Origin of the sequence: Acinetobacter sp. BY419 (genome assembly GCF_019038395.1) — a bacterium.
Lineage (GTDB): Bacteria > Pseudomonadota > Gammaproteobacteria > Pseudomonadales > Moraxellaceae > Acinetobacter.
In genome coordinates, this window is record NZ_JAGFXZ010000002.1 from 102,398 (window position 1) to 126,066 (window position 23,669).

General features: G+C 43.5%; 24 protein-coding genes, 1 tRNA gene and 1 other RNA gene. 13 read left to right on the top strand and 13 right to left on the bottom strand.

The window, feature by feature from the left end; all coding sequences use genetic code 11:
• Window positions 1-6 precede the first annotated feature (6 nt).
• Both lolB and KUG37_RS01360 read right to left on the bottom strand, forming a co-directional pair.
• Window positions 7-585, bottom strand: coding sequence for a lipoprotein insertase outer membrane protein LolB (gene lolB / locus KUG37_RS01355; protein ID WP_216933846.1), 579 nt, complete (start codon window positions 583-585; stop codon window positions 7-9).
• Window positions 586-592: 7 nt separating this feature from the next.
• Complete coding sequence (locus KUG37_RS01360) at window positions 593-2,305, bottom strand: tetratricopeptide repeat protein (RefSeq protein WP_216933848.1); 1,713 nt, start codon at window positions 2,303-2,305, stop codon at window positions 593-595.
• 79 nt (window positions 2,306-2,384) lie between these two features.
• On the opposite strand from KUG37_RS01360, the gene hemA reads away from it, so the two are divergent.
• On the top strand, window positions 2,385-3,668 hold the full coding sequence (gene hemA / locus KUG37_RS01365) for a glutamyl-tRNA reductase (protein ID WP_216933851.1): 1,284 nt from the start codon (window positions 2,385-2,387) through the stop codon (window positions 3,666-3,668).
• A gap of 109 nt (window positions 3,669-3,777) precedes the next feature.
• Here the strand turns inward: hemA and KUG37_RS01370 are convergent, their stop codons facing one another.
• Together KUG37_RS01370 and KUG37_RS01375 are read right to left on the bottom strand one after the other, a co-directional pair.
• Window positions 3,778-5,700 carry a DNA primase gene (locus KUG37_RS01370; protein WP_216933852.1) on the bottom strand — a complete coding sequence of 641 codons (1,923 nt, stop codon included), beginning with the start codon at window positions 5,698-5,700 and terminating at the stop codon, window positions 3,778-3,780.
• A 225-nt stretch (window positions 5,701-5,925) separates the two neighbouring features.
• Window positions 5,926-6,891, bottom strand: a complete 966-nt coding sequence (locus tag KUG37_RS01375; protein WP_216933854.1) for an outer membrane protein assembly factor BamD — start codon at window positions 6,889-6,891, stop codon at window positions 5,926-5,928.
• A gap of 71 nt (window positions 6,892-6,962) precedes the next feature.
• On the opposite strand from KUG37_RS01375, the gene rluD reads away from it, so the two are divergent.
• From rluD to KUG37_RS01390, 3 genes are read left to right on the top strand one after another with little or no spacing between them, the layout of a single operon-like run.
• Entirely contained in the window at window positions 6,963-8,015 is a 1,053-nt protein-coding gene (rluD, locus tag KUG37_RS01380) for a 23S rRNA pseudouridine(1911/1915/1917) synthase RluD (RefSeq protein WP_216933856.1), read from the top strand.
• Window positions 8,016-8,052: 37 nt separating this feature from the next.
• Window positions 8,053-8,793 carry a peptidoglycan editing factor PgeF gene (gene pgeF / locus KUG37_RS01385; RefSeq protein ID WP_216933859.1) on the top strand — a complete coding sequence of 247 codons (741 nt, stop codon included), beginning with the start codon at window positions 8,053-8,055 and terminating at the stop codon, window positions 8,791-8,793.
• A 40-nt stretch (window positions 8,794-8,833) separates the two neighbouring features.
• Entirely contained in the window at window positions 8,834-9,394 is a 561-nt protein-coding gene (locus KUG37_RS01390; RefSeq protein ID WP_216933861.1) for a flavodoxin family protein, read from the top strand.
• A gap of 71 nt (window positions 9,395-9,465) precedes the next feature.
• On the opposite strand, the gene smpB is transcribed toward KUG37_RS01390, so the two are convergent.
• Window positions 9,466-9,945, bottom strand: a complete 480-nt coding sequence (gene smpB / locus KUG37_RS01395) for an SsrA-binding protein SmpB (protein WP_004280586.1) — start codon at window positions 9,943-9,945, stop codon at window positions 9,466-9,468.
• Window positions 9,946-10,084: 139 nt separating this feature from the next.
• Between smpB and coaD the strand changes: the two genes are divergently transcribed.
• The 6 genes from coaD to KUG37_RS01420 all read left to right on the top strand — a co-directional run bounded on the left by coaD (window position 10,085) and on the right by KUG37_RS01420 (window position 12,919).
• Window positions 10,085-10,576 (top strand): pantetheine-phosphate adenylyltransferase, encoded by a 492-nt coding sequence (gene coaD / locus KUG37_RS01400; RefSeq protein ID WP_216933864.1) that lies wholly within the window; start codon window positions 10,085-10,087, stop codon window positions 10,574-10,576.
• 1 nt (window position 10,577) lies between these two features.
• Window positions 10,578-10,841, top strand: a complete 264-nt coding sequence (locus KUG37_RS01405; protein ID WP_216933866.1) for a YfhL family 4Fe-4S dicluster ferredoxin — start codon at window positions 10,578-10,580, stop codon at window positions 10,839-10,841.
• A gap of 26 nt (window positions 10,842-10,867) precedes the next feature.
• Window positions 10,868-11,245, top strand: an RNA gene (rnpB, locus tag KUG37_RS01410) — RNase P RNA component class A.
• A 72-nt stretch (window positions 11,246-11,317) separates the two neighbouring features.
• A tRNA-Met gene (locus KUG37_RS01415) sits at window positions 11,318-11,394 on the top strand.
• Window positions 11,395-11,493: 99 nt separating this feature from the next.
• The gene (locus tag KUG37_RS14870; RefSeq protein ID WP_367947466.1) at window positions 11,494-11,706 is read left to right on the top strand and encodes a hypothetical protein; all 213 of its coding nucleotides are present in this window, start codon (window positions 11,494-11,496) and stop codon (window positions 11,704-11,706) included.
• Between the two features lie 19 nt (window positions 11,707-11,725).
• Window positions 11,726-12,919 carry a P-loop NTPase fold protein gene (locus KUG37_RS01420; RefSeq protein ID WP_367947492.1) on the top strand — a complete coding sequence of 398 codons (1,194 nt, stop codon included), beginning with the start codon at window positions 11,726-11,728 and terminating at the stop codon, window positions 12,917-12,919.
• A 125-nt stretch (window positions 12,920-13,044) separates the two neighbouring features.
• On the opposite strand, the gene clcA is transcribed toward KUG37_RS01420, so the two are convergent.
• The 6 genes from clcA to carA form a co-directional block, all read right to left on the bottom strand.
• The gene (clcA, locus tag KUG37_RS01425; protein WP_216933868.1) at window positions 13,045-14,421 is read right to left on the bottom strand and encodes a H(+)/Cl(-) exchange transporter ClcA; all 1,377 of its coding nucleotides are present in this window, start codon (window positions 14,419-14,421) and stop codon (window positions 13,045-13,047) included.
• 188 nt (window positions 14,422-14,609) lie between these two features.
• The gene (locus KUG37_RS01430) at window positions 14,610-15,224 is read right to left on the bottom strand and encodes a CatB-related O-acetyltransferase (RefSeq protein WP_216933870.1); all 615 of its coding nucleotides are present in this window, start codon (window positions 15,222-15,224) and stop codon (window positions 14,610-14,612) included.
• Window positions 15,225-15,305: 81 nt separating this feature from the next.
• On the bottom strand, window positions 15,306-15,518 hold the full coding sequence (locus KUG37_RS01435) for a hypothetical protein (RefSeq protein ID WP_216933872.1): 213 nt from the start codon (window positions 15,516-15,518) through the stop codon (window positions 15,306-15,308).
• A 105-nt stretch (window positions 15,519-15,623) separates the two neighbouring features.
• Complete coding sequence (gene greA / locus KUG37_RS01440) at window positions 15,624-16,100, bottom strand: transcription elongation factor GreA (RefSeq protein ID WP_216933874.1); 477 nt, start codon at window positions 16,098-16,100, stop codon at window positions 15,624-15,626.
• Window positions 16,101-16,192: 92 nt separating this feature from the next.
• On the bottom strand, window positions 16,193-19,423 hold the full coding sequence (gene carB / locus KUG37_RS01445; RefSeq protein WP_216933876.1) for a carbamoyl-phosphate synthase large subunit: 3,231 nt from the start codon (window positions 19,421-19,423) through the stop codon (window positions 16,193-16,195).
• A 13-nt stretch (window positions 19,424-19,436) separates the two neighbouring features.
• Complete coding sequence (gene carA / locus KUG37_RS01450; RefSeq protein ID WP_216933878.1) at window positions 19,437-20,576, bottom strand: glutamine-hydrolyzing carbamoyl-phosphate synthase small subunit; 1,140 nt, start codon at window positions 20,574-20,576, stop codon at window positions 19,437-19,439.
• Window positions 20,577-20,885: 309 nt separating this feature from the next.
• Here carA and KUG37_RS01455 point away from each other — a divergent pair, with 309 nt between their 5' ends.
• Window positions 20,886-21,374 (top strand): hypothetical protein, encoded by a 489-nt coding sequence (locus tag KUG37_RS01455; protein WP_216933880.1) that lies wholly within the window; start codon window positions 20,886-20,888, stop codon window positions 21,372-21,374.
• Between the two features lie 103 nt (window positions 21,375-21,477).
• Window positions 21,478-21,699 (top strand): hypothetical protein, encoded by a 222-nt coding sequence (locus tag KUG37_RS01460; RefSeq protein WP_216933882.1) that lies wholly within the window; start codon window positions 21,478-21,480, stop codon window positions 21,697-21,699.
• A 148-nt stretch (window positions 21,700-21,847) separates the two neighbouring features.
• Here the strand turns inward: KUG37_RS01460 and KUG37_RS01465 are convergent, their stop codons facing one another.
• On the bottom strand, window positions 21,848-22,387 hold the full coding sequence (locus KUG37_RS01465) for a DOMON-like domain-containing protein (RefSeq protein WP_216940101.1): 540 nt from the start codon (window positions 22,385-22,387) through the stop codon (window positions 21,848-21,850).
• A gap of 11 nt (window positions 22,388-22,398) precedes the next feature.
• Window positions 22,399-22,722 carry a ribosome assembly RNA-binding protein YhbY gene (yhbY, locus tag KUG37_RS01470; protein WP_216933886.1) on the bottom strand — a complete coding sequence of 108 codons (324 nt, stop codon included), beginning with the start codon at window positions 22,720-22,722 and terminating at the stop codon, window positions 22,399-22,401.
• A gap of 195 nt (window positions 22,723-22,917) precedes the next feature.
• Between yhbY and rlmE the strand changes: the two genes are divergently transcribed.
• Entirely contained in the window at window positions 22,918-23,568 is a 651-nt protein-coding gene (rlmE, locus tag KUG37_RS01475) for a 23S rRNA (uridine(2552)-2'-O)-methyltransferase RlmE (RefSeq protein ID WP_216933888.1), read from the top strand.
• The last annotated feature ends 101 nt before the right edge of the window (window positions 23,569-23,669 follow it).

Below are 23,669 nucleotides of genomic sequence, written 5' to 3' on the forward strand. Positions count from 1 at the left end.
GGTCAATTAACGGTTTTCAATGATCATTGTAATACGATTTTCCGCACCATTTCCAAGTGACTGCTTTAAAATCAATCGGTTTGGCATTTTGGCCTGCTGGTTATAACTGAGATCGACCGTCCAGCCCTGTTCAATAATCTGGCTAATCCGCTGTGTATCGTCTTTTTGCAATTTGGCAGTCGTCGTCGCAGGGCGGGCTTGTACCCAGTCCACTAAATGGCTGATCGGCGCTTGCCAGCCTGTGGCGCGTTGCAGTAATTCTTCGGCACTGGCTGCCTGAATTACACCTGTTTTGGCACTGTTTAAGGTCACTTGTCCCGGTGTGCCAGAAATCTGGGTTTTACCTACGCCTAAAATGCCGCTGAGCTCAATATCAAACTCTTCCTGCTGTTGTACCCAGGTAAAGAATGCGCTGCCCGTCTGTTGAGGGGTGCGAACACCAATTTTACCCTGCAGCTGGAATTGGTTGTCTGCCTGGACAGAAGGAGTCACTGGCTTTTGTGGATTGATCATCTGCTGACAACCAGTTAAAAATAAAGCAGTTGCTGCAAAGGCACAGCAGCCCAATTGGCTCACATTGCGCATAAATAAATTAACTCGTTTGGGTTTGGGGTGCTAACAATAGCGAATTAAGTTGTTTCAATTCTGGGTCATTTGGATGATTTTGTTGTAATTGTTGTAACACTTGTTGAAATTGTTGTAGATCACCTTTCATGTATAACGACCGGGCATAACGCACACCAATCTTCACATTCGGATTCAACTGATAGGCTTTGTACAATACGTCTGCAGCTGTGGAAAAGTCATTCTGTAAATAACAGATATAACCATAGGTATCCAGAATTGAGGCCTGTTCCGGTGCATATTCCAGTGCCTGTTCGACATAGCGGCGTGCTTCTTCCAGACGGCGGTTCTGCATCGCCAGGGTATAGGCATAGGCATTCAGATAGGTGGGACTATTCGGTTCAATTTTAAGTAAAGTAGTGAGTAATTCATCCAGCTTGTTACGATCCTGATATGGGTCCAGCAACAGCACTTGCGCATAGACCAGTTCAGGATCATCCGGCAGGTTTTTGCTGGCTTCTTCCAGCAGCCGGATCGCGGCTTTTTTATTCTGCATACGCGTCAAAATATCGGCCTGGGCCAGATAGAGAAAGCTGGCATGTTGCGGATAGTTCACCCTTTCCTGAGTCAGGAAACGCAGCGCATCATGCAGTTTATCCTGCTGGGCAAAAATCGAGATCATATTGCGACGCGAAACCGTGTAAAGACTGCCATCGACCAGACGATAATAGGCTTTGGCTGTTTCGTAATGCTGTTTGCGTTCTGCATTGACCGCGAGATAATAATAGGCTTCGTTCTGATATTGTGCAGAATAACGCAGTTCGACCAGGTATTTTTCGGCCTTCTCATACTCTTCCAGGTCAATACTGGTCAGCCCGGCAATAAACAGGGCTTCTTCAGCAGTCGGCCACTTTTTTATAATATCCTGCAGTTTTTTGAGTGCCAAGGTTGCTTCATTCAGCTTGACCAGATATTTGACTTCAGCCAGTCGCACATCCAGATTGTGGCGATGCTTGCGGCTGGATTTTTCGTACCATTCCCGCGTGGCATTGGCATCGCCCAACGCGTTGAGCAGATTGGCCTTCATCAGGATATAACCGGTCGCATTCGGACGTTTTTTCAAGGCGCGATTAATGGTGTTTAACGCCTGCACCAGTTGACCGTTTTGTGCCTCCAGACCAGCAACCAGCACCAGAATAGAGGGATTATTCTTGGCTTTGGTGGTGCTCAAGGCTTGAATAAGATAGCGGCGATCCTCTGTTCCTTCAGGCGAAATCCCGGCGAGAATTTCTTCCAGATCGGCAGTGTCATCAATTTGCAGGATTTTTTCCAAGGTCTCTGCGGCCAGCTCATATTCATGTGCTTTCAGGGCAATATGGGATAAATAAAATAAGGCCGGGACGTCTTGTGGCTCTTGCACCACCCAGTGCGTGGAGATATCCAGTGCTGCCTGCAAGTCATTATGTTCCAGCGCGACATTCAACGCACGTTGCTTGACTGAAGTGGAATTGCTCTTGATTGCCAGAACGGTATAGTTGTGCAAAGCAGTAGGGATGTCACGTGCAGCGATGGCAAACTCAGCCATCATACTTTGTTTTATCGCATCATAATTTTGATTTGCATGGTAAACTGCTTCCGCTGCATAGAGATGCGCAGTCGAAGCCATGCTACCCACCAATAGGAATGTGGTAGAATATTGCCTAATTGTAGGGCCGTTGATACGGCTGATTGTTTGACGCAATTTTTTATTGATCCAAGTAATGCTTTTTATGACACCGATGTTGCACAATAGCATAAATTTAGTGAAATGATGACCTGATATGTCTTTCTTTGCATTGGGTGTCAACCATCAAACTGCCTCTGTAGAACTGCGAGAACAATTGGCTTTTAACCCTGAAAAGTTAAGTGCCATTCTTGCCGAACAAAGCCAACACCCTGAACTGAATGACATGGTGGTGGTGTCTACATGTAACCGGACCGAAGTTTACGCCATGTCTGAAAATGCTGACATGGTGCTGAACTGGCTCGCCCAAAAAAACGGGGTGGATGTCAAACAACTGCAACATCATGTCTATCGTTATGAAAATGCCCAAGCCGTTACTCACCTGATACGCGTGGCCAGTGGTCTGGACTCCCTGATGCTGGGCGAACCGCAAATTCTGGGACAGGTCAAAACCGCACTTTCTTTGGCTAAAGACTCGCATACGGTGTCGCGCAATTTAAACCGAATTTTTGAATATGCCTTTTATGCAGCCAAACGCGTGCGTTCGGAAACGGCTGTCGGCAGTCATGCGGTCTCCATGGGTTATGCTGTAGCGCAACTTGCCTTGCAGGTGTTTAGTCACCCGGACAAGCTGACCATTATGGTGGTAGCAGCCGGAGAAATGAACAGTCTGGTGGCCAAACATCTCGCAGAGATGGGGGTGGGCAAGATTATTATCTGCAACCGGACCCGTGAACGTGCCGATATTTTGGCGCAGGAAATTGCACATCGGGTTGATGTGGAAATTATAGACTTTGCGCAGCTGGCAGAAAATCTGCATCGTGCCGATGTCATTTCCAGCTGTACTGGCAGTTTGCATCAAGTGATTAACTTTGCGGATGTAAAAGCTGCACTGAAAAAACGTCGTTACCAGCAAATGTTACTGGTTGATTTGGCTGTACCGCGAGATATTGATGCCAAAGTGGAAAGCCTGGACGGGGTTTATCTGTATGGTGTCGATGACCTGCAAAGTGTCATTGAGGAAAATCTGGCACAGCGCCGTCAGGCTGCGGTTGAAGCTGAAATTATGGTCAATCAGCTGGCTACAGAACTGATGACCCAGCAAAAGGTCAAACAGGCTGGAGCCACCATTCATACCTATCGCGAGCATGGAGAAGCTTTACGCCAGGAAGAGCTGAAACTGGCGCTGCAGCGAATTGCCAAAGGCGAAAAAGCTGAAACTGTCATGGCTGAGTTTTCACATCGCTTGACCCAAAAACTGTTGCATCCAACCTCTATTGTGCTGCGTGAAGCAGCTAAAGCGGAAGACCCAAGCTGTTTTGAAATGATGCAAGAAGAGTTAAAAGAGGTGGTTCAAAAGCGTCGTAAACCAAAACATTAAAATGGACTGCTGATAAAAAACAGAGTGATTACTTATTCGTTTTTGTTCAATATGCGAATCACGTGAGCGTGTATCAGATATTTTCTAAACTTAAACAGCTATCCAAAAATTATTCTTCTAACAAGGTCATGGAACGTTTTTTATCAATTTCATAAATCTGCATTTTCAGATTTTTCATTTCCGCAATACTGCTAAATTTCTTCGATTTTATTTTATTTTTCAAACATTGATATTGCAGCTTGGTCGAAAAGTCCGCCGCAAGTTTGTCTGCCTGTTCAGGCGATGAAGTGTAATCACTGATATTGGTATGCTGCAGAATATGCTGCAGTTCATGGTGATATGCCGCGCAGGCACCGAGTACATAATAACTCGACAGTTCTGGATCATCCGGCAGGTCATCAAAAATCACATTCAGAATATTCAGGATTTTAAACAGCAGTTGATCTTCAGACACCAGCGCGCGCAGCGGCTCAAAATGAATATACAAATAAGGATGATTCATGAGAATCGCAATCACATATTCTTCCGCATCAATTTTGGTGCTAAAGCTTAAAGATGCATCGGTATTGACCTTGGGTTGCCATTTACGGTTAAAACCCAGTTTTTCCCGGAAAAACTGCTGCAGCAAATAACGGAAGGAGCCATGTTTGGGCAGTAATTCAGTCAGGTTTTTCAGTTCACCCATGACCTGACTCTTGCCTTCAGGCGTGGTGATGTCCTGATTTTGGGTCAGATGTGCGAACACAAAGTCTGACATCAGCGGTGCCTGATCCAGCAAGCGTCTAAAGTCCTCTATACCTTCACGGCGGATCAATGAATCCGGGTCATGGTCAGCGGGCAAGACAAAGAACTTCAGCTCACGACCATCATTCAGCAATGGCAGGGCAATGTCCAAAGTGCGGCGTGCTGCTTTTTGCCCGGCAGCATCCCCATCAAAAGCAATAGTAAGCCGGTTGTTTTGCTTGAACAGAATATTCAGGTGATCCGTATTACTGGCTGTACCTAAAGTGGCCACTGCACCATGAATACCGTACTGCTGCAGCGCAATCACATCCATATAGCCTTCAACCATCAGCCATTCTTGAGCTTTCTGCTTGCGGCCTTCATACAGGCCATACAGCAGCTGGTTCTTATGAAAGACTTCAGAATCCGGCGAGTTAATATATTTGGGCTTGATCTCGTCATTCAGCGCACGGCCGCCAAAGCCCACCACACGGCCCTTGGTATCACGAATCGGGAAAATCACCCGCTCACGCAGCAGGTCAAAGTCACGGCCACTGTCGCTGGTACGAATCAGACCGAGCAGCTTTAAGCCTTCGATATCCTGAGGAAATGCTTTTTCCAGATGTTGCCAGTCTTCAGGTGCATAGCCTAAGCGCCAATAGGCAATGGTTTCCGCAGTCAGGCCACGCTGTTTAAAGTATTGCTGAGCACTCGGGCTGTTCGGGAGTTGGCACTCGTAAAACTGTGCAATATTTTCCAGCAGGTCGTAGAGGTTGCCATCTTGCTGAACTTCGGCCATTGGCAAATGTTCAAAAGAAGCAAAGGGGTCGCCATAAAAATCCTGTTCAGGCGCTTGAAACTCTGCAAATGGGTCGAAACTTGCCGTAGATGCCGCATTATGATTGTCTATTGCTGCGTTATTTTGCTTTGTCTGAACCCGTGGTAGAGCTGGAGCAGGCACAGTTTTAGGCTTTGCTGCTTCTCGTTTGTATTTTAATTTATTGGAATCGGTGTTGTCTTTTGGGAGTTCAATGCCGGTCTGACTGGACAGGTCTTTCATCACTTCGACGAAATTACGGCTGCCAATGTCCATTAAAAAACGGATAGTATTGCCGTTGGCCTGACAGCCAAAACAGTGAAAATACTGTTTGTCACGATAGACATGAAAAGAGGGTGATTTTTCCTGATGGAAAGGGCAGCAGCCCGAATAGGTGCGACCGGTCTTTTTTAGTTTCACGAATTGACCAATCACATCGACAATATCGGTGCGATCGAGAATCTGATCAATCGTATGTTGGGGAATAGCCATAGTCTGCGGAGCTTCTCGTGCTTAGTATCTAAGATCTAAATCATTGAAAAAATGAAAAATAGCATCATTAGAACTTGGTATTTAAAGTTACTTTGTATACCTTTTGCACGATTTGTTCAAGCCTGGCTCACACAAAGCAAAAGGGCAAGTATGATAACTTGCCCTCCGCAAAAATGCACCTGGAACAGTCGCCTTATTTGGTGATGCTGCCAGAATTATTCAGCCTTATTCGGCCGTTTTAGGACGATCGAGCAAACCAAATGAAATGCGGTTGGTGATGCTACGCTTTTCAGTTGCTGGTGCATCCGACTGAGCATCGGGGGTGGTTACCGTCTTGGCTTCTTTACCAAACACACCCAGTGTGGCACGGTTGAAGAAACTGCTTTCGCTACGCGCTGCACGCAAATTCACAGTGCCATCTGACTTCACCAGATTTGGATAATTCAGCTTTAACACATCAATATATTGCTGAGACGATGCTTTGTCGCCAAGCTTGTCATAACCATAAGCGATGGTTGCCAATGCTTCCGGGATCTGCGGGGTTTGTGGATAATGCTCGACTACCCATTGTGCACGTTCAACTGCTGCCAGATAAGCTTTACGCTTGATATTAAAACGCGCCGCATTCATTTCGTGTTCAGCCAGTTCCTGACCAATAAACTGCATGCGCTGCGCTGCATCTACTGCATAGGTGCTAGACGGATAGCGACGAATGAAATCGACAAAATTTTGGTAAGCTAATTTTAGGTAGCTGACATCACGATGCGACTGTTTCAGTGAGGTATAACGTAACAGACCATTATAGTTCTGTTCCATATTGGCGACACCGCGTACATAGTAGGCATAGTCGACATTCGGATGTTGCGGGTTCAGACGGATAAAACGTTCTGCCAGTGCCACTGCCGCTTCATACTCTTTTTGCTGGAATTTCACATACAACAGTTCAAGCTGGGCTTGGGGCGCATACTGACTGGTTGGGAAATAGGTTTCCAGTGCTTCTAACTGTTTTGCTGCGTCAGTATATTGATTACGATCTAGCGCTTTCTGTGCTTTTTGAATATAAACCTGTTCGCTAGATTCCGGACCTTTATCCACGACTTCTTTTTTTGGATTACTGCTACAGCCTACCATTGCCGATGCAATGCCTAATGTCACAGCAAGCATTGTCATTTTATAATGTGGTAGCGACATAAAAATTCCTCTGTTAATACGGGCAATGAGCTACAATTGCACTATTAAACCACTTTTGTCTGAATGAGCAAATGAGTCAAGCACAATCTTCCAATTCCAATATCCCTGATACTGATTTCAATTTACTTGAAGATTCTGAGGATGCAGATAACCATACTTCAGAAGCAACTGCAACACGTTTATCGTTGCAATTTCAACTGGATGAAACTTATATCGGGCAACGTATCGATCAGATTGCCGCAATGGTCTGGAGCGATTTTTCCCGAGAAAAATTAAAGCAATGGATCAAAGAAGGTAATTTATTGGTGAATGGCCAACCGGTCAAGCCTAAATTTAAAAGTGATGGTTTTGAAACCCTGAGCTTAAATGTCGAGCTTGAAGCGCAAACGCGCAGCCTGCCGGAAGATATTCCACTGGACATTATCTATGAAGACGATGACATTATCGTCATCAACAAGCCTGTAGGCATGGTCGTCCATCCGGGCGCTGGCAATACGTCTGGCACCCTGGTCAATGCTTTGTTGCATCACTACCCAAAATCGGCTGAACTGGCGCGTGCCGGTCTGGTTCATCGTATCGATAAAGATACCAGCGGTTTATTGGTCGTTGCCAAAAATCTTGAATCACAGTTTTCTCTAAGCAAACAGCTTGAGAAGAAATCCGTGTATCGTTTGTATGATCTGGTGGTTTACGGCAATATTATTGCTGGCGGTACAATTGATGAACCGATCAAGCGCCATCCGGTGGATCGTGTGAAAATGACTGTGCTTCCGGGTGGTAAAGATGCCGTGACGCATTACAACGTCAAAGAACGTTTCCAGCATTTCACTCGTGTCCAGGCCCGTCTAGAAACCGGTCGTACCCATCAGATTCGTGTACATTTTAGCTATATCGGCTTTGGCCTGGTGGGCGATCAGGTGTATATGCCACGTGTACGTATGCCTGCAGGTGCATCACAATTACTCGATGATACTTTACGTGGCTTTAAACGTCAGGCCTTGCATGCAGCGAAACTTGGTCTGACCCATCCGCGCACCAAAGAAGAAATGACCTTTGAAGCGCCGTGGCCGGAAGACTTTGCCAATCTGGTTGAAGTACTACGTACCGAAAACAAAGCCTATTAATTTTTTTATTTAGCCCGCGTCAACGTAAGGAATCGAGATGCAATTTGTACCAGGACTTCCACAAGGTGTGTATGTGGGTCAGACCCGTGTTCATCATGCGAAAGTGCAGCCATCCACTCAGCCTGAGCTTGCAGGTTTTAATCTGGCCTTGCATGTACAGGATGATGCGCAACGGGTACAACAGCATCGTATGGCTTTATTACAGGATTTCGCTACTTTTGGCGTAGATAAAATTACCTGGATGACCCAGACGCATAGCACCATCTGTCATACCATTAATGAACAGATGCCTTTTGAGGCACTGGTCGGAGATGGTCTGATCACCCAGCGCAAGGCTCATGCCTTGATGATGATGACTGCAGACTGTTTGCCGGTGGTACTAGGCAATGCTGAAGGTACGGAAGTTGCTAACTTACATGCCGGCTGGCGTGGTCTGGCGGGTGGCATTATCGAAAATACCCTTGCTGCTATGCAGACTCCGCCGACCTGGGCCTGGCTTGGTGCAGCAATCAGTCAGCCTTGTTTTGAAATTGGCACTGAGGTAAAAGTGGCTTTTTGCAGTAAATATCCTGAACTGGACAGTGCATTTCGGCCCGGTGTACAGACAGGTAAATATTATGCCGACCTGTATGCGATTGCGCGTTATATCTTGCAGCAACACGGGGTAGATACCGTGCTGGGGGGGGATCAGTGTTCTTATCGTCAGGCGGATGAATATTTTTCTTATCGCCGCGAAGCTAAAACAGGGCGCATGGCGACATTCGTGTTTATGACATGAAAATGTTAAACTTAACTGAATTTTTTGTCTTTTGAGCGTTATGTCCCTATCTTCCAAATCTGTTGCGATTGTTTATCATAGTCCTTATGGACACACGGCTAAAGTGGCAAATTTTATTGCCGATGGTGCACGAGAAACCGGTGTTCAGGTGCATATGATGAATGTCGAACATATAGACTGGGATGTGCTTGATGCCGCAGATGCGATTATCTTTGGTTGTCCGACCTATATGGGTAGCTTGACCTCTGCTATGAAGCTGTTTATGGAGCAGTCTTCCAAGCGCTGGCTGGCACGTAGCTGGCACGGCAAATTGGCAGCTGCTTTTACCAATGGCGGCGGGCTCAGTGGCGACAAGCTGGCTGTGTTGCAGCAGATTAACCTGTTTGCCATGCAGCACGGTATGTTGTGGAGTGGTTTACCATTGATGCCAACAGGTCGTGCCGTGACTGATCTGAATCGGATGTCGAGCTTTTTGGGCCTGATGACCCAGTCGGATAATGCGCCGGTAGAAGTGACCCCGCCTGAAGGTGACTTAAAAACTGCTTTCTGGTTTGGTGAATATCTTGCTTTGACTCTGGCGCGTTTAAATAGCCATTCTTAAAGCAGCCTGCTTAACGCTATAAAAAAACCTCCAATGATGTGGAGGTTTTTTTATATTCAAGTTTTAATCCATTATTTATGGAAAATTCGCGCTTTGTCACGTTGCCAGTCACGGTCTTTTTCAGTGGCACGCTTGTCATGTAGTTGCTTGCCTTTCACCAGTGCAATTTCCAGCTTGGCATGCGGGCCTTTCCAGTAACAGGCCAGTGGTACGCAGGAATAACCTTTCTGGTTAATCGCGCCCATCAACTTTTCAATTTCACGACGGTTCAGCAGCAACTTGCGGGTACGGGTAGCTTCGGGCACCACGTGTGTTGAGGCACTCAGCAAAGGCTGAACTTGCGCACCAAACAGGAATGCTTCACCATTTTTAAAGGTAATATAGCTTTCCACAATGGTCATACGACCGGCACGCATTGATTTGACTTCCCAGCCCTTTAATGACAGTCCTGCTTCAAATTTCTCTTCAATAAAATAATCGTGGCGGGCACGTTTATTCAGTGCAATAGTACCGCCATTATTTTTTTTTACTACAATAGATGCTTTCGCCATAATCTGATACTTCCAAACGTGCTGCTATTGTACCGCAACTAGAAATAAGGTGAAGTTTTTTAAATTAATGAGGATTATTCACCAAAAAAACAAGTTTTTGCTAAAATAAGATTCTACATAACAAACAGAGTACAAATGGATGTCTAAAACTCGTGTGATTTACCCGGGGACTTTTGATCCAATTACCAATGGGCATATTGATTTGGTGACACGTGCCGCGCGAATGTTTGATGAAGTGGTGGTCGCAATCGCCATTGGTCATCATAAGAATCCGGTGTTTAGTCTGGATGAACGTGTTGCACTGGCAAAAGAGTCATTGAGCCATTTGAACAATGTTGAATTTGTAGGTTTTGACGGTTTGCTCGTAAATTTCTTTCGTGAGCAAAAGGCGACTGCTGTATTGCGTGGTTTGCGTGCAGTGTCTGATTTTGAGTATGAATTTCAGCTGGCCAATATGAACCGTCAGCTTGACTCCCACTTTGAAGCGGTATTTTTAACCCCTTCAGAGCAATATTCTTTTATTTCATCCACACTGGTGCGTGAAATTGCTCGATTAAGAGGTGATGTAACCAAGTTTGTACCACCAAACGTGGTTGCTGCCTTCGAGCGTAAACTTCAACAGGGTTGGTAGCGTGTCTTTATATATCACCGATGAATGCATTAACTGTGATGTCTGTGAACCTGTATGCCCGAATGAGGCCATTTTTATGGGTGAGCTCATTTACGAGATCAATCCGGATCTGTGTACAGAGTGCGTCGGACATCATGACAAACCGCAGTGCCAGTTGTTCTGTCCGGTGGATTGTATTCCACTGGATCCGAACCATGCTGAAACTCAGGAAGAGCTGCAAGCCAAGTATGAAAAACTGACTGCTCAAAAAACATCAAGCAATTAGTTGCGATATTTGGTACTATGCCGCTCGAAGTGAGCCAGACGATCGCTGCTGTGGAAATCTCCGTGATTGAAGCAGGGGAGGAAAGTCCGGGCTTCATAGGGCAAGGTGCCAGGTAACGCCTGGGCGGTGCAAACCGACGGCAAGTGCAGCAGAGAGAAGACCGCCTTCATTATGTTTTCGAGCAATCGGAATCGGAGGTAAGGGTGAAAGGGTGCGGTAAGAGCGCACCGCATGGCTGGCAACAGTTCATGGCGAGGTAAACCCCACCGGAAGCAAGACCAAATAGGAATCCATTAGGCATGGCCCATGCTGGATTCGGGTAGGTCGCTTGAGCGCATGAGTGATTGTGCGCCTAGAGGAATGATCGTTCACGACAGAACCCGGCTTATCGGCTCACTTCAACAAATTTTGATCAAACAGTGCATTATGGGGTTGACGTTTTTTTTGTAAAATCCCATAATGCGCGCACAGTTTAAGGCTATGTAGCTCAGTTGGTTAGAGCACCGCACTCATAATGCGGGGGTCACAAGTTCAAGTCTCGTCATAGCCACCATATTTTGAAAAAACCCACTCCGATTGAGTGGGTTTTTTTATGCTTTTAGAAAAGTAAATGATAAGATGATTGGGAATAAGCAACTGAATTTTAATAAAAATGACTGCAAATCAATTGAATTGGTCAAAAGATAATTTTGAAAATATTGAAACCGCATGGGAAGGTGATCTCTGGGATCGACGTCGCTTGGGTGAACAGCTGACTAACTATGTTGATCGCCTGCAATGTGGTGCAGTTTTGGCCTTAGATGCACGTTGGGGTGAGGGTAAAACATGGTTTGTAAGGGCACTGGAAAAAATATTTAGAAGATGAAAAGCACAATGTTATTTATTTGGATGCCTTTGCAAATGATTATTTAGATGATCCTTTTTTAATGATTGCAGCAGAGATTAGCCAAGCTTTTAAAGATTCTGATGAAATTGGAATTGAAGAGATTAATGATTTTAATTCAAAGACTGCCTCGGTTTTAATTTCTCTGGCAGCTGTAATACCAATGATTGCAGCTAAAGCTGGAATGCATTGGATAGGTTTAGGTGGAGCAGGTGAGACAATAAAAGCAGTTTATGATGAGGGGAAGGATGTTTTTGATGTTGCTAGTGAGGAAATAGCATCTAAAGTAAAAGAACAGATAGAAAAGAAAATCGAAAATCATCATATAGAAAAACAAACGATTCAGGATTTTAAGAAAGAATTAGCCGAACTTGCTGCTCAATTAGAAAAACCTTTAGTTTTTATAATTGACGAACTTGATCGTTGTCGTCCTGATTTTTCAATCCGTTTAATTGAGCGTATTAAACACTTTTTTGATATTCCAAAAATTGTATTTATTTTGGTCATGAATAAGTCCCAATTACTACAATCCGTCAAGAAATTTTATGGTTATGATTCTGAAATGAATGGTGATTATCTTGAAAAATTTGTAGATTTTACTGTTCATATGTCTAGCGAAAGTGATATTTATGATTTTGAAGAAGTAATAAAATATCAATTGTTTAGAATTGGTGAGTTGGATTCATTTAATGATAGAAGTGAGTTATTTTATTGGACATTAGGGTTGCAGTTAGATCAAAAGTTTAATAGTAGAGAGTTAATAAAAAAGTTGAATAAATATGCTTTGTTGCGAACATCACATCAAAAGAAAAATTTAATTTTAATTAGTTTAATAATGGGACAAGAACCTTATGCCAATTATCATATTTTTATCAGTTCAGTCGTCAAAAAAATAAACGCATATTTATGTACTGATAAACGCCTCTTTATGCAAAGACATAATTTGAGTACATGGGGTTCTAATGGGATTAATGATATTGGAGAGTCAGAGTGGTTTAGATTGATTTTAGAGAAGGACTTGGATATTACAGATACATTTATTGATAAGCTTCTTGCTGCATATGAAAGTGCTAATAAGAGTAGTGATCCTGAGTACCAATTAAGTAATACTTTAAAAAATGTATCAATTACTGAACTAGATCATTCGAGTAATTTTATTAAAGATTGGCAGTCATACATCCATAAAGGGCTTTAATCTTATAATTGATGAAAATATTTAACTAATTTTACCACATCATCCGTTTGCAGTTGCTCACGAAGTTTTTAAAATGATTAAATAACAAATGCTTATCCACACCTCTAGATTTTTAGCTGATATGCTTATTTTTCTTTAGACTGATCCGGTTCATTCTCCGAACTGTCTAAAGTACTTTTTAAAATTGCACTGTAGATTGGCGTTGCACCTAAAGTTTGCGCCATAAATGTCGCTGCCAGACAGGTAATAATTAGCGGTAAAATGAGTACAAAACTTCCCGTCATTTCCATGACAACCATGATGCCTGTCAGTGGGGCGCGAATTGTGGCAGCAAAAAGACCGGCCATCCCCAACACCGCACAGCTAAGTAATTCAATATCATATTGAGGAAAAACAGGCTGTGCGATCATCCCAAACATCACCCCTATAATTGCACCTAAAGCAATTATCGGTGCGAAAATACCGCCAGGCGCACCTGAGCCAAAACATAAAATAGTCGCAATAAAGCGTAAACACAGAAGAATCAAAAGCGGATAGAACATGGCCATGCCATCTACAAGATTGGGTAAAAGAGCGAAACCTCCCCCTGTCATTTCAGGTTTCAGCACGCTTAAAACCCCAAAAGTACCTGCAAGCACAGCACCCGTTAAAGGAAAGAAAAATCGTTTCTTTTGATAAAACAAACCCAGAAGACGACGTAAAGTTAAAATGAGAAAATTGGATAAAGAACCAATCAGGCCAAGAAACAAACCTAAAAAAATATAAATCCAGACAGATTTTAAAGGGGCTGCCAAATAAGTCCCAATATCTAAAATAGGATTAGACCCCATAATGAACTGATAGACCATGCAAGAAGTAATACAGCCAACAAAAATAGCCTTAATAGACGCCTTGGTATAAGTAAATTCAGTTCGCATCTCTTCAATGACAAACAAGATCCCACTCAGCGGTGCATTAAATGCGGCAGTAATACCTGCACCTGCGCCAGTTGCAATGAGTGTATGCTGAGACTCTTTATTTTTGGCTTTACAGATGTCGGCAGTCATTTTCCCAAGGTTGGCCCCTATTTGTACAGTAGGCCCTTCACGTCCTAAGACCATTCCACTCCCTAATGCGCCTAAACCACCAAAAAACTTAACAGGAATGACACGCCACCATCGTACTGGACGTAAATCAAGTAATGCTCCCTCGACTTCAGGAATTCCTGACCCTCCTGTTTCGGGAGCAAACCTTTGTACGAGATAATATGCAAATGCACCCATAGCAGCCGTAATACAGAAAATCAAAAAATAGCTTAAATGGGGCGATTCCTGCTGAACATGCTGTGAAAACTGTTCACGGTAGCTAACGATATAGTTAATACAAATATGAAAAAGGGAGCCAAGCAAACCTGTTGCAGCACCCACAATGCTCGCTAATATAAGAATGATAAAGGGTGAGCGTTTTTGCCAGCTTTCTATCTTTTGAGTTGCAGTGCTTGCGAGCTCTCTGGGTGTATGCATGCGCTATCCTGAACTTGGATTTTTAATTATAATTGAACACCTTCGCGGTATTTTTACAAAGTCCACTCATAAACTAAGTTACACCTATAGCATTAACAATGCTGGATGTAGAGTTTTATCTCACCACTTCATGAGAGAAAATGTAAGCACTTTCTAGCTACTGAGGATCTGCGCGGGCTTTATTGACTCTATGTTAAATAAAGTGCCAATTGCTGAATGTCATCTGTTTGTAATTGTTCACGCATTTTTAAAAACTGCTTTTCATCTAGGTCATAGAGCTTAAGAGAAAGCAGTTTTTCTATATCTTTTTCAGGAAAACGATATTTAATAATTTTGGCAGGTACACCACCCACTACTGCATAAGGTGGCACATCTTTAGTGACCACAGCTCCCGTTGCCACCACAGCACCTTCACCTAATTTTACACTCTGCATAATCATGGCTCGGGAACCAATCCAGCAACCATCCCCAATGATTGTATCGCCCGCAGGTACAAAACTGCGTGTATCGAAGGGAAAGGCTGAAATCCAGTCAGTACGGTGTAATTGGTTACCACCCATCATGATCACGCATTCTGCGCCAAAACAGACAAAATTGCCGATATAGAGCTGATCAATCGGTTTATCGGGGGTAGAGGGCTTGTCATGTAGATAACGTACCACACAGCGCTCAAAACCCTGATCCCAGTAGGCTGAGTAGTATGAGTAATTCCCTTTGATATGAATATTCGGATTTTTCACTGTTTTAGAAATGAATTCGAATTCACACCAGTGTTTGACAGGGGAGTTGATCAGATTATCCATAGAAAAAATGTACGACTGGGGAGGTTGATGAATTATAGTTGAATTTAAGCAGCGCTTTGAAAAAGATAATTTGAGGAGATCTTATTTAAAAAAATTCCACAGCACCATAAATAACCCTTTTATGCAATTAGGAAAAAGAAAACCCGAAATTGCAGAGCTAAGCGTCGTGATTGAAATAATGAGGATAGAACTGGTATGTGTATCGATGAAGTATGACCAGTTGATCGCGATGGCAATACCGAGGATCACACCACCGAGCGCATAGTAAAAAGCCTGTATGACACGATCATCCATAACTGAAAATCTACTTATTGTTTTCTTATAAATTAAAGCTAAACCAATAATTTTGCAATAAAAAACCCCTCAATCGAGGGGTTTAAAATCAAATCGCTTTAAAAATTAAAGATATTCAACTTTCACAATTTCGTACTCAACTTCACCATTCGGTGTTGTGATTTTCGCATCGTCGCCTTCGTACTTGCCCAAAAGGCCACGCGCGATCGGAGAGTTCACAGAGATCTTGTTGATCTTAAAGTCTGCTTCGTCATCACCCACAATTTTATAGGTCTTTTGCTCTTCAGTGTTTAGGTTTTCGATGGTCACAGTCACACCAAAAACCACACGACCTGATTGCTCAAGTTCTTTAACATCGATGACTTGGCAAGCACCAAGTTTGCCTTCGATGTCCTGAATACGGCCTTCACAGAAACCTTGCTGTTCACGCGCTGCGTGATATTCCGCATTTTCTTTTAAGTCGCCATGTTCACGCGCTTCAGCAATCGAAGCACTAATACGTGGACGGTCAACGTTTTTCAGTTGATGTAATTCTTTCTCTAAGGCAATTTTGCCTTCAGGAGTCATAGGATAACGTTGCATGTTGTCCCTCAAAAGTCAGTTGAAAGATATAAAATCTATAAATAAAAAAAAGCCCGCCACCAAGAAAGTAGCGGGACTTCTTGGAAACTTAATTAACCTTTAGTTAGGTCTTGCAAGCGATACACATCCATTGGCAACTTGATTGCTAAAGCTTGGCATACAGCATCAGCACCGTTCAAGGTAGTAGTGTAATACACTTTGCCTTGTAGTGCAGAGCGACGGATCGAGAATGAATCCTGCTGAGCCTGTTTGCCTTCAGTTGTATTGATAATGAGCTGAACTTCACCATTTTTCAAGCGGTCCACGATATTAGGACGGCCTTCGGTTACTTTATTCACACGTTCACATTCAATACCGGCATCGCGGATCACGTCATAAGTGCCGCCAGTCGCGATCACTTTAAAGCCGAGATCAGTCAGCTGTTTCGCAATACCAACAGCACGTGGTTTATCAGAATCACGCACAGAGATAAATGCATGTTTGATTTCACCCTCTGTTGGAAGGCCTGGTAAACGTTCATTTGCACCTAAAACTGCTTTATAGAATGCCTCACCAAATGTTTTACCAACACCCATGACTTCGCCAGTCGATTTCATCTCAGGGCCAAGGATCGGGTCAACACCAGGGAATTTGTTGAATGGGAACACTGCTTCTTTCACAGAGAAGTGCTGAGGAATAATCTCTGTCGTGAATCCTTGAGATTCTAGAGATTGACCTGCCATACAACGTGCAGCCACTTTTGCAAGCGATTCACCGATACATTTCGATACGAACGGCACAGTACGAGATGCACGTGGGTTCACTTCCAGGATATAAATATCTTCGCCTTTTACAGCAAACTGAACGTTCATCAAACCAATAACGCCAAGTTCTTTTGCCATAGCGATGGTTTGACGGCGCATTTCGTCCTGAATCTCTTTAGACAGAGAGTAAGGAGGAATCGAACATGCAGAGTCACCTGAGTGAATGCCGGCTTGTTCAATGTGCTGCATGATACCGCCAATCACAACGTCTTTACCGTCAGATACGCAGTCAACGTCAACTTCGATTGCATCATCCAGGAAGCGGTCAAGCAGAACTGGCGCTTCGTTAGATGCTTGAACCGCATCACGTAAGTAGCGTTTAAGTTCTTCGTCGTTATAGACGATTTCCATCGCACGACCACCCAACACGTAAGAAGGACGTACCACAAGCGGGTAGCCTACTTTCGCTGCTTCAGCCATACCTTCTTCAGCAGATTTTACAATGCTGTTGTTTGGTTGACGAAGTTGCAGGCGTTGAATCATTTGCTGGAAACGTTCACGGTCTTCTGCACGGTCAATGGCATCAGGAGATGTACCGATAATTGGCGCACCAGCTTCTTCTAGAGCACGAGCCAATTTAAGCGGGGTCTGACCGCCGTACTGCACGATAATGCCTTTAGGCTTCTCGATACGAACGATTTCTAAAACATCTTCTAGTGTAATTGGTTCGAAGTACAAACGATCTGAAGTGTCATAATCTGTAGAAACCGTTTCAGGGTTACAGTTGACCATGATAGTTTCATAACCATCTTCACGCATAGCAAGCGCCGCATGTACACAGCAGTAATCGAACTCGATGCCCTGACCAATACGGTTAGGACCACCACCGATGACCATGATCTTGTCTCGAGTTGAAGGATTCGCTTCACATTCTTCATCGTAAGTTGAGTACATGTACGCTGTATCAGATTCAAACTCAGCGGCACAAGTATCTACACGTTTGTAAACAGGGGTCACGCCCAAGTTCCAACGGTGTTTACGGAATTGCTTTTGTGAAATGCCCATCAAGTCTGCAATACGAAGATCCGACAAACCTTTGCGTTTGAATGCACGGATGTTGTCCGCATTCAAATCACCAAAACCTAAAGTTTTGATTTGGTTTTCAGTTTTAATGATGTCTTCGATTTGAATCAAGAACCAACGATCGATGTTGGTCGCAGCAAATACTTCGTCCAGGGTGAAACCATGACGGAATGCATCACCAATGAACCACATGCGTTCTGGGCCAGGCACTTTAAGCTCTTGAAGGATTTTATCTTTCGCGCCTTCAGTACCTACTTCAATTTTTTCATCGAAGCCAGAAGCACCCACTTCAAGACCACGAAGGGCTTTTTGCACAGACTCTTGGAAGTTACGACCAATCGCCATCACTTCACCCACAGATTTCATCTGTGTCGTTAAAGTAGCATCAGCTTGTGGGAATTTCTCGAAGTTAAAACGAGGAATCTTAGTAACAACATAGTCAATTGCAGGTTCGAACGATGCAGGTGTTGTACCGCCAGTAATGTCGTTTTTCAACTCATCAAGCGTATAACCAACCGCTAATTTCGCAGCGATTTTCGCAATTGGGAAACCGGTTGCTTTAGATGCTAATGCAGATGAACGAGAAACACGTGGATTCATCTCGATGATCACCATGCGACCATCTTTCGGGTTAATACCAAACTGTACGTTTGAACCACCCGTTTCAACACCAATTTCACGAAGAACTGCTAAAGATGCATTTCGCATCAATTGATATTCTTTGTCGGTTAGCGTTTGCGCAGGGGCTACAGTGATTGAGTCACCTGTATGCACACCCATTGGGTCAAAGTTTTCGATGGTACATACAATGATACAGTTGTCGTTTTTGTCACGAACAACTTCCATCTCGTATTCTTTCCAGCCAATTAAAGATTCATCGATCAATAACTGTTTGGTTGGAGAAAGATCGAAACCGCGTTCACAGATTTCAATGAATTCATCGCGGTTGTATGCGATACCGCCGCCTGAACCACCCATGGTGAATGATGGACGAATGATCACAGGGAAGCCGAAACGTGCTTGAATTTCTAAAGCTTGTTCCATTGACTCGGCAATATCCGCTTTTGGACATTCAAGACCAATTTTACGCATTGCCTGGTCGAACAGTTTACGGTCTTCAGCTTTTTCAATCGCTTCTTTGGTCGCACCGATCAATTCAACATTGTATTTTTCTAAAATGCCATGCTCATCCAGAGCAAGGGCACAGTTCAAGGCAGTTTGACCACCCATGGTCGGAAGAACTGCATCTGGGCGTTCTTTCTCAATAATTTGTGCAACAGTCTGCCAGGTAATCGGTTCGATATACGTTGCATCTGCCATTGCAGGGTCGGTCATGATGGTCGCTGGGTTCGAGTTGACCAAAATAACACGGTAACCTTCTTCACGAAGGGCTTTACATGCTTGAGCACCTGAGTAGTCAAACTCACATGCTTGACCGATGACAATGGGACCCGCACCAATAATTAAGATGCTTTTAATGTCTGTACGTTTAGCCATGATTGCTCCTTAATTACTTCTTAGATGCTTCAATAAGTTCGATGAAATGGTCGAACAATGGTGCGCAGTCATGTGGACCAGGGCTTGCTTCAGGGTGACCCTGGAAGCTGAATGCAGGCTTGTCTGTGCGGTGAATACCTTGGTTGGTCCCATCAAACAGTGAGCGATGCGTTACACGCAATACATCCGGTAGATTACTTTCATCTACTGCGAAGCCATGGTTTTGAGAAGTAATCATCACAGTACCATCTGCAAGATTTTGTACAGGATGGTTGGCGCCGTGATGGCCGTTCGGCATTTTTACAGTTTTAGCACCACTTGCAAGCGCAAGGATCTGGTGACCTAGGCAAATCCCAAATAATGGAATGTCGGTCGTTTCTACAATGGTTTTTACAGCTTCAATTGCGTAGTCACATGCAGCCGGATCGCCAGGACCGTTCGACAGGAACACGCCATCCGGATTCAGTGCAAGTACGTCAGCAGCAGGAGTTTGCGCCGGCACAACAGTCAGTTTACAACCGCGGTCTGCGAGCATACGTAAGATGTTGGTTTTGACACCGTAATCGTATGCAACAACATGGAACTTAGCTTCTGGTTGAGAGAAACCTTTGCCTAATATCCAAGAACCTTCGGTCCATTCAAAACCTTCAGGGTCACAACATTCTTTTGCCAGGTCTAAACCGTTTAAACCACCAAATGCACGTGCTTTTTCAAGCGCTTCAGCTTCAGTGATATTTTCGCCAGCAAGGATACAACCATTTTGCGCACCCTTGTCACGTAGGATACGTGTCAATTTACGCGTGTCGATATCCGCAATTGCCACAACATTGTGTTGTACCAAATATTCAGCTAATGATTGGGTTGAACGGAAGTTACTGTGCAGTAAAGGCAGGTCACGAATGATCAATCCGTTGGCCCAAACCTTATGAATACGACCTGATTCAGTGTCTTCTTCATTGCAGCCTGTGTTACCGATATGGGGGTAAGTCAGTGTCACAAGTTGCTGTGCATAACTCGGGTCAGTCAAAATTTCTTGATAGCCAGTCATGGCAGTGTTGAAAACGACTTCACCAGTCGTACTACCCGATGCGCCAATCGAAGTACCTTTAAAGATAGTTCCGTCGGCAAGGGCTAAAATTGCTGGGGTGCTCAAACCAAAGCTCCTGAAATTTAGGCTGTAAAAAAGCGAGAAGACGAAAAAAAAGGAAGGCTAATTTTTAAACCTACCCTCCTATGTCTGCTCGCTTGAACTTAACACGGCATTATACGCAGAATGAGTATTAAAGTCCAATGGCTTTGCAGTGAAAGTATGAGATAAATGGCTTGCTTTTTGCATGAAAGTCTGTTTTGTAAACAATGTGAAAAAATGTAAGCAATTGATAATTGTTAGACAAATCAAATCTTAATTTTTATCAAATCGACTAATATGGCTTATGTCAATATAACAATAGGAACAAGACACATGGCTACAGCACCTAAATCTACTTCATCTAAAAAAATAACGCCGAGTGTGGTTACTGAAGCTGCCGAGCAGCTTGAAAAAGTAGCAGTCGAGGCGAAAGATCAGGCTCTTGAAACCATCGAGGAAAGTAAGGGAAAGCTTGAAGTTGAAGCCAAGCAATTAAGCGATACGGTACAAGAACAATTACGTCAATTTAAACAGGACGTATTGCAGCGTATTGATACCCTAAAAGAGCAGATTTTCGGTTCGCAGACAGAATTAACCGAATTGAAAAGCTTTATCAAGACAGAATTCAACGCGGTCATTGAAGACTTATCTAATCTGGGTAAGGAGCTGAAAGAAGATGTCAGTCAGATCTCGACCAAACATAAGGAACATCTGACTGATACTTTTAAACGTTCTAAAGACAGTACCATTGAAGTGCTGAAAAAAGTCAAACCCGTGGTAAAAGCAGAGAGCTCAGACAAAAGTCCTGAGCTGAAAAGTTAGGCTGCGCTGAAAGGCCGCTATTTAAAAAGGAGAACAATCAAATGTTCTCCTTTGTCTTTATGCAGCAAAACGGACTCACAATAAGAATCAAAGGGGAGTCACGATGCAACAGCATTTTATAGGTGTACTTATTTTACTGATATTGATCATGCTACTTAATCTTGAAAGCGGGTTGGGACGCATGCTTTATCTGGGTGTGATTGTAGTATGTCTGGGAATATTGGGACTGGTGTTTGGAGCCATTCTTCTCATGATCATTACTTTTGCTTTTATTCTTTATGCTGCTGTGAAATCCATTCAGGAACAGCATCATCTGTATCACTAAACCATGCACCCTTAAAAAGATAATAAAATCTAAAATAAGATACAGAGGATCAATCTCTTTTTAAGAGGCAAACAAAAACGTGAGACTTAAAGTCTCACGTTTTATTCGCCTGTCACAAATACAAATAGCTGATGCACAGCCAGTTTGTTTAAAACACATGCAACCAGTCACGTTTATTATGAAAATCTGCCTGAGGGCTACTATGCTGCATGGCATAGTATTGATCACCTTGCGAGGTTTTTAAGACAGCAGATAAACCCAGGAACAAGTTTTCCCATTTTAGTTTATGTGTTGCCATAAAATCAGTCAGATCAATACTGACATTGAGACCATAATGCGTACGTTTGAGCTGATTCAGCTCAATATCATCCGCAGTTTGCGGTGGCATATCTTCAGGATAACGGTATTCTTCAAATTGATAAGCCTGCCAGGCCTGGGAAGGGGAGAGATTAATCTCACGATAAAAATCTTCACCCTGAACCCCAATGAAAATTTCAAAGCAGGTCTGTTCCCACAAAAAATCTTGACGGGGATGAGCCGTCACCATGTCGGGCCACAGGATGTACTGATTGGGATCACGGATCCAGAAGCCCACATTTAAACTGAATGGGCCTTGCTGTTCGATGGCGGCAACCAGAGAGATGGCCTGAAAACGGCGATCAAATGCGCTAAGTTCGTAACTTGCCATAAGTCCTGTACTTAGTTCGACAGATGAGCGAAACGGACAAGGTTGGACAATTTTTGGTTTTGTTTTGCAGCTTTCTTGTAAAGCAATGCAATCTTACCAATAGTTTGAACCACCTCAGCGCCAGTTGCTTCTGCAATTTCCGCAATCAGTGCTGCACGCGCTTCGCGATCTTCAGCCACGATTTTTACTTTAATCAGTTCGTGATCGTTTAAAGCACGCGCCAATTCTTCGATAACATTTTCAGTCAGGCCTTTGTCACCCAGCATAACGACCGGGTTCAAAGCATGTCCGATTTGACGTAAACGCTTACGTTCCTGAATAGATAAAGACGCCATGAGAGATAACCTGAATTTTAAAACGGCTTAGTATAGCAAAAGCAAAAAACAAACGCTGTAAATTATCAGGAAATAATCATTTTCAATCTGCCTAAGAAACAAGCAAAACTCCTAGATTTAGATACACATGTATACTGCAAAATATGTCTTTTTCACGTACAATTAATAATTAGACGTTTTTTTATTTAGAGAGTTATGGCTACACGCATTACCAACCAGAAGTTATCTAAAAGTAGTCGTGATTGGATGAGAGAGCATTTAGACGATCCTTATGTGAAAAAAGCACAAAAGGAAGGCTATCGTGCGCGTGCAGCATATAAGCTCTTAGAGATGCAAGAAAAGTACAAAATCATCAAGCCAGGCATGACCGTGGTCGACTTGGGTGCAGCACCCGGTAGTTGGTCACAAATCGCAGGTAAGTTGGTCGGCGACAAAGGTTTATTGATTGCATCTGATATTTTACCAATGGATGCATTGCCCGATGTAACGTTCTTGCAAGGCGATTTTCGCGAGGAAGAAGTCTTCCAGCAATTGTTGGAAATTTTAGATGGTCGTATTGTAGACGTTGTAATTTCAGATATGGCCCCCAATACATCAGGTAATAAGGCTGTAGATCAACCGCGTCAGATTTACTTGTGTGAACTTGCACTAGATTTTGCCAATAAGGTGCTAGGCCCTAAAGGCCAATTTGTGGTAAAAGTTTTCCAAGGCACAGGTTTTGACGAATTCCGTAAGCAAGTGGTTGATAGTTTTGATGTTCTGAAAACATCTAAACCTTTGGCATCCCGTGCTCGCTCTAAGGAAGTTTTCCTGATTGGGCAGGGACGTAAGAAGGCTTTAAAATAAGTCTACTTGCCAAGTCGTTAAAAATTGTGCATTTTGTACGTTTTCAGATAATTGTAAGTTGATTTACAGCTTAAGTATTAAGGTCACCCTGAACAGGGCAT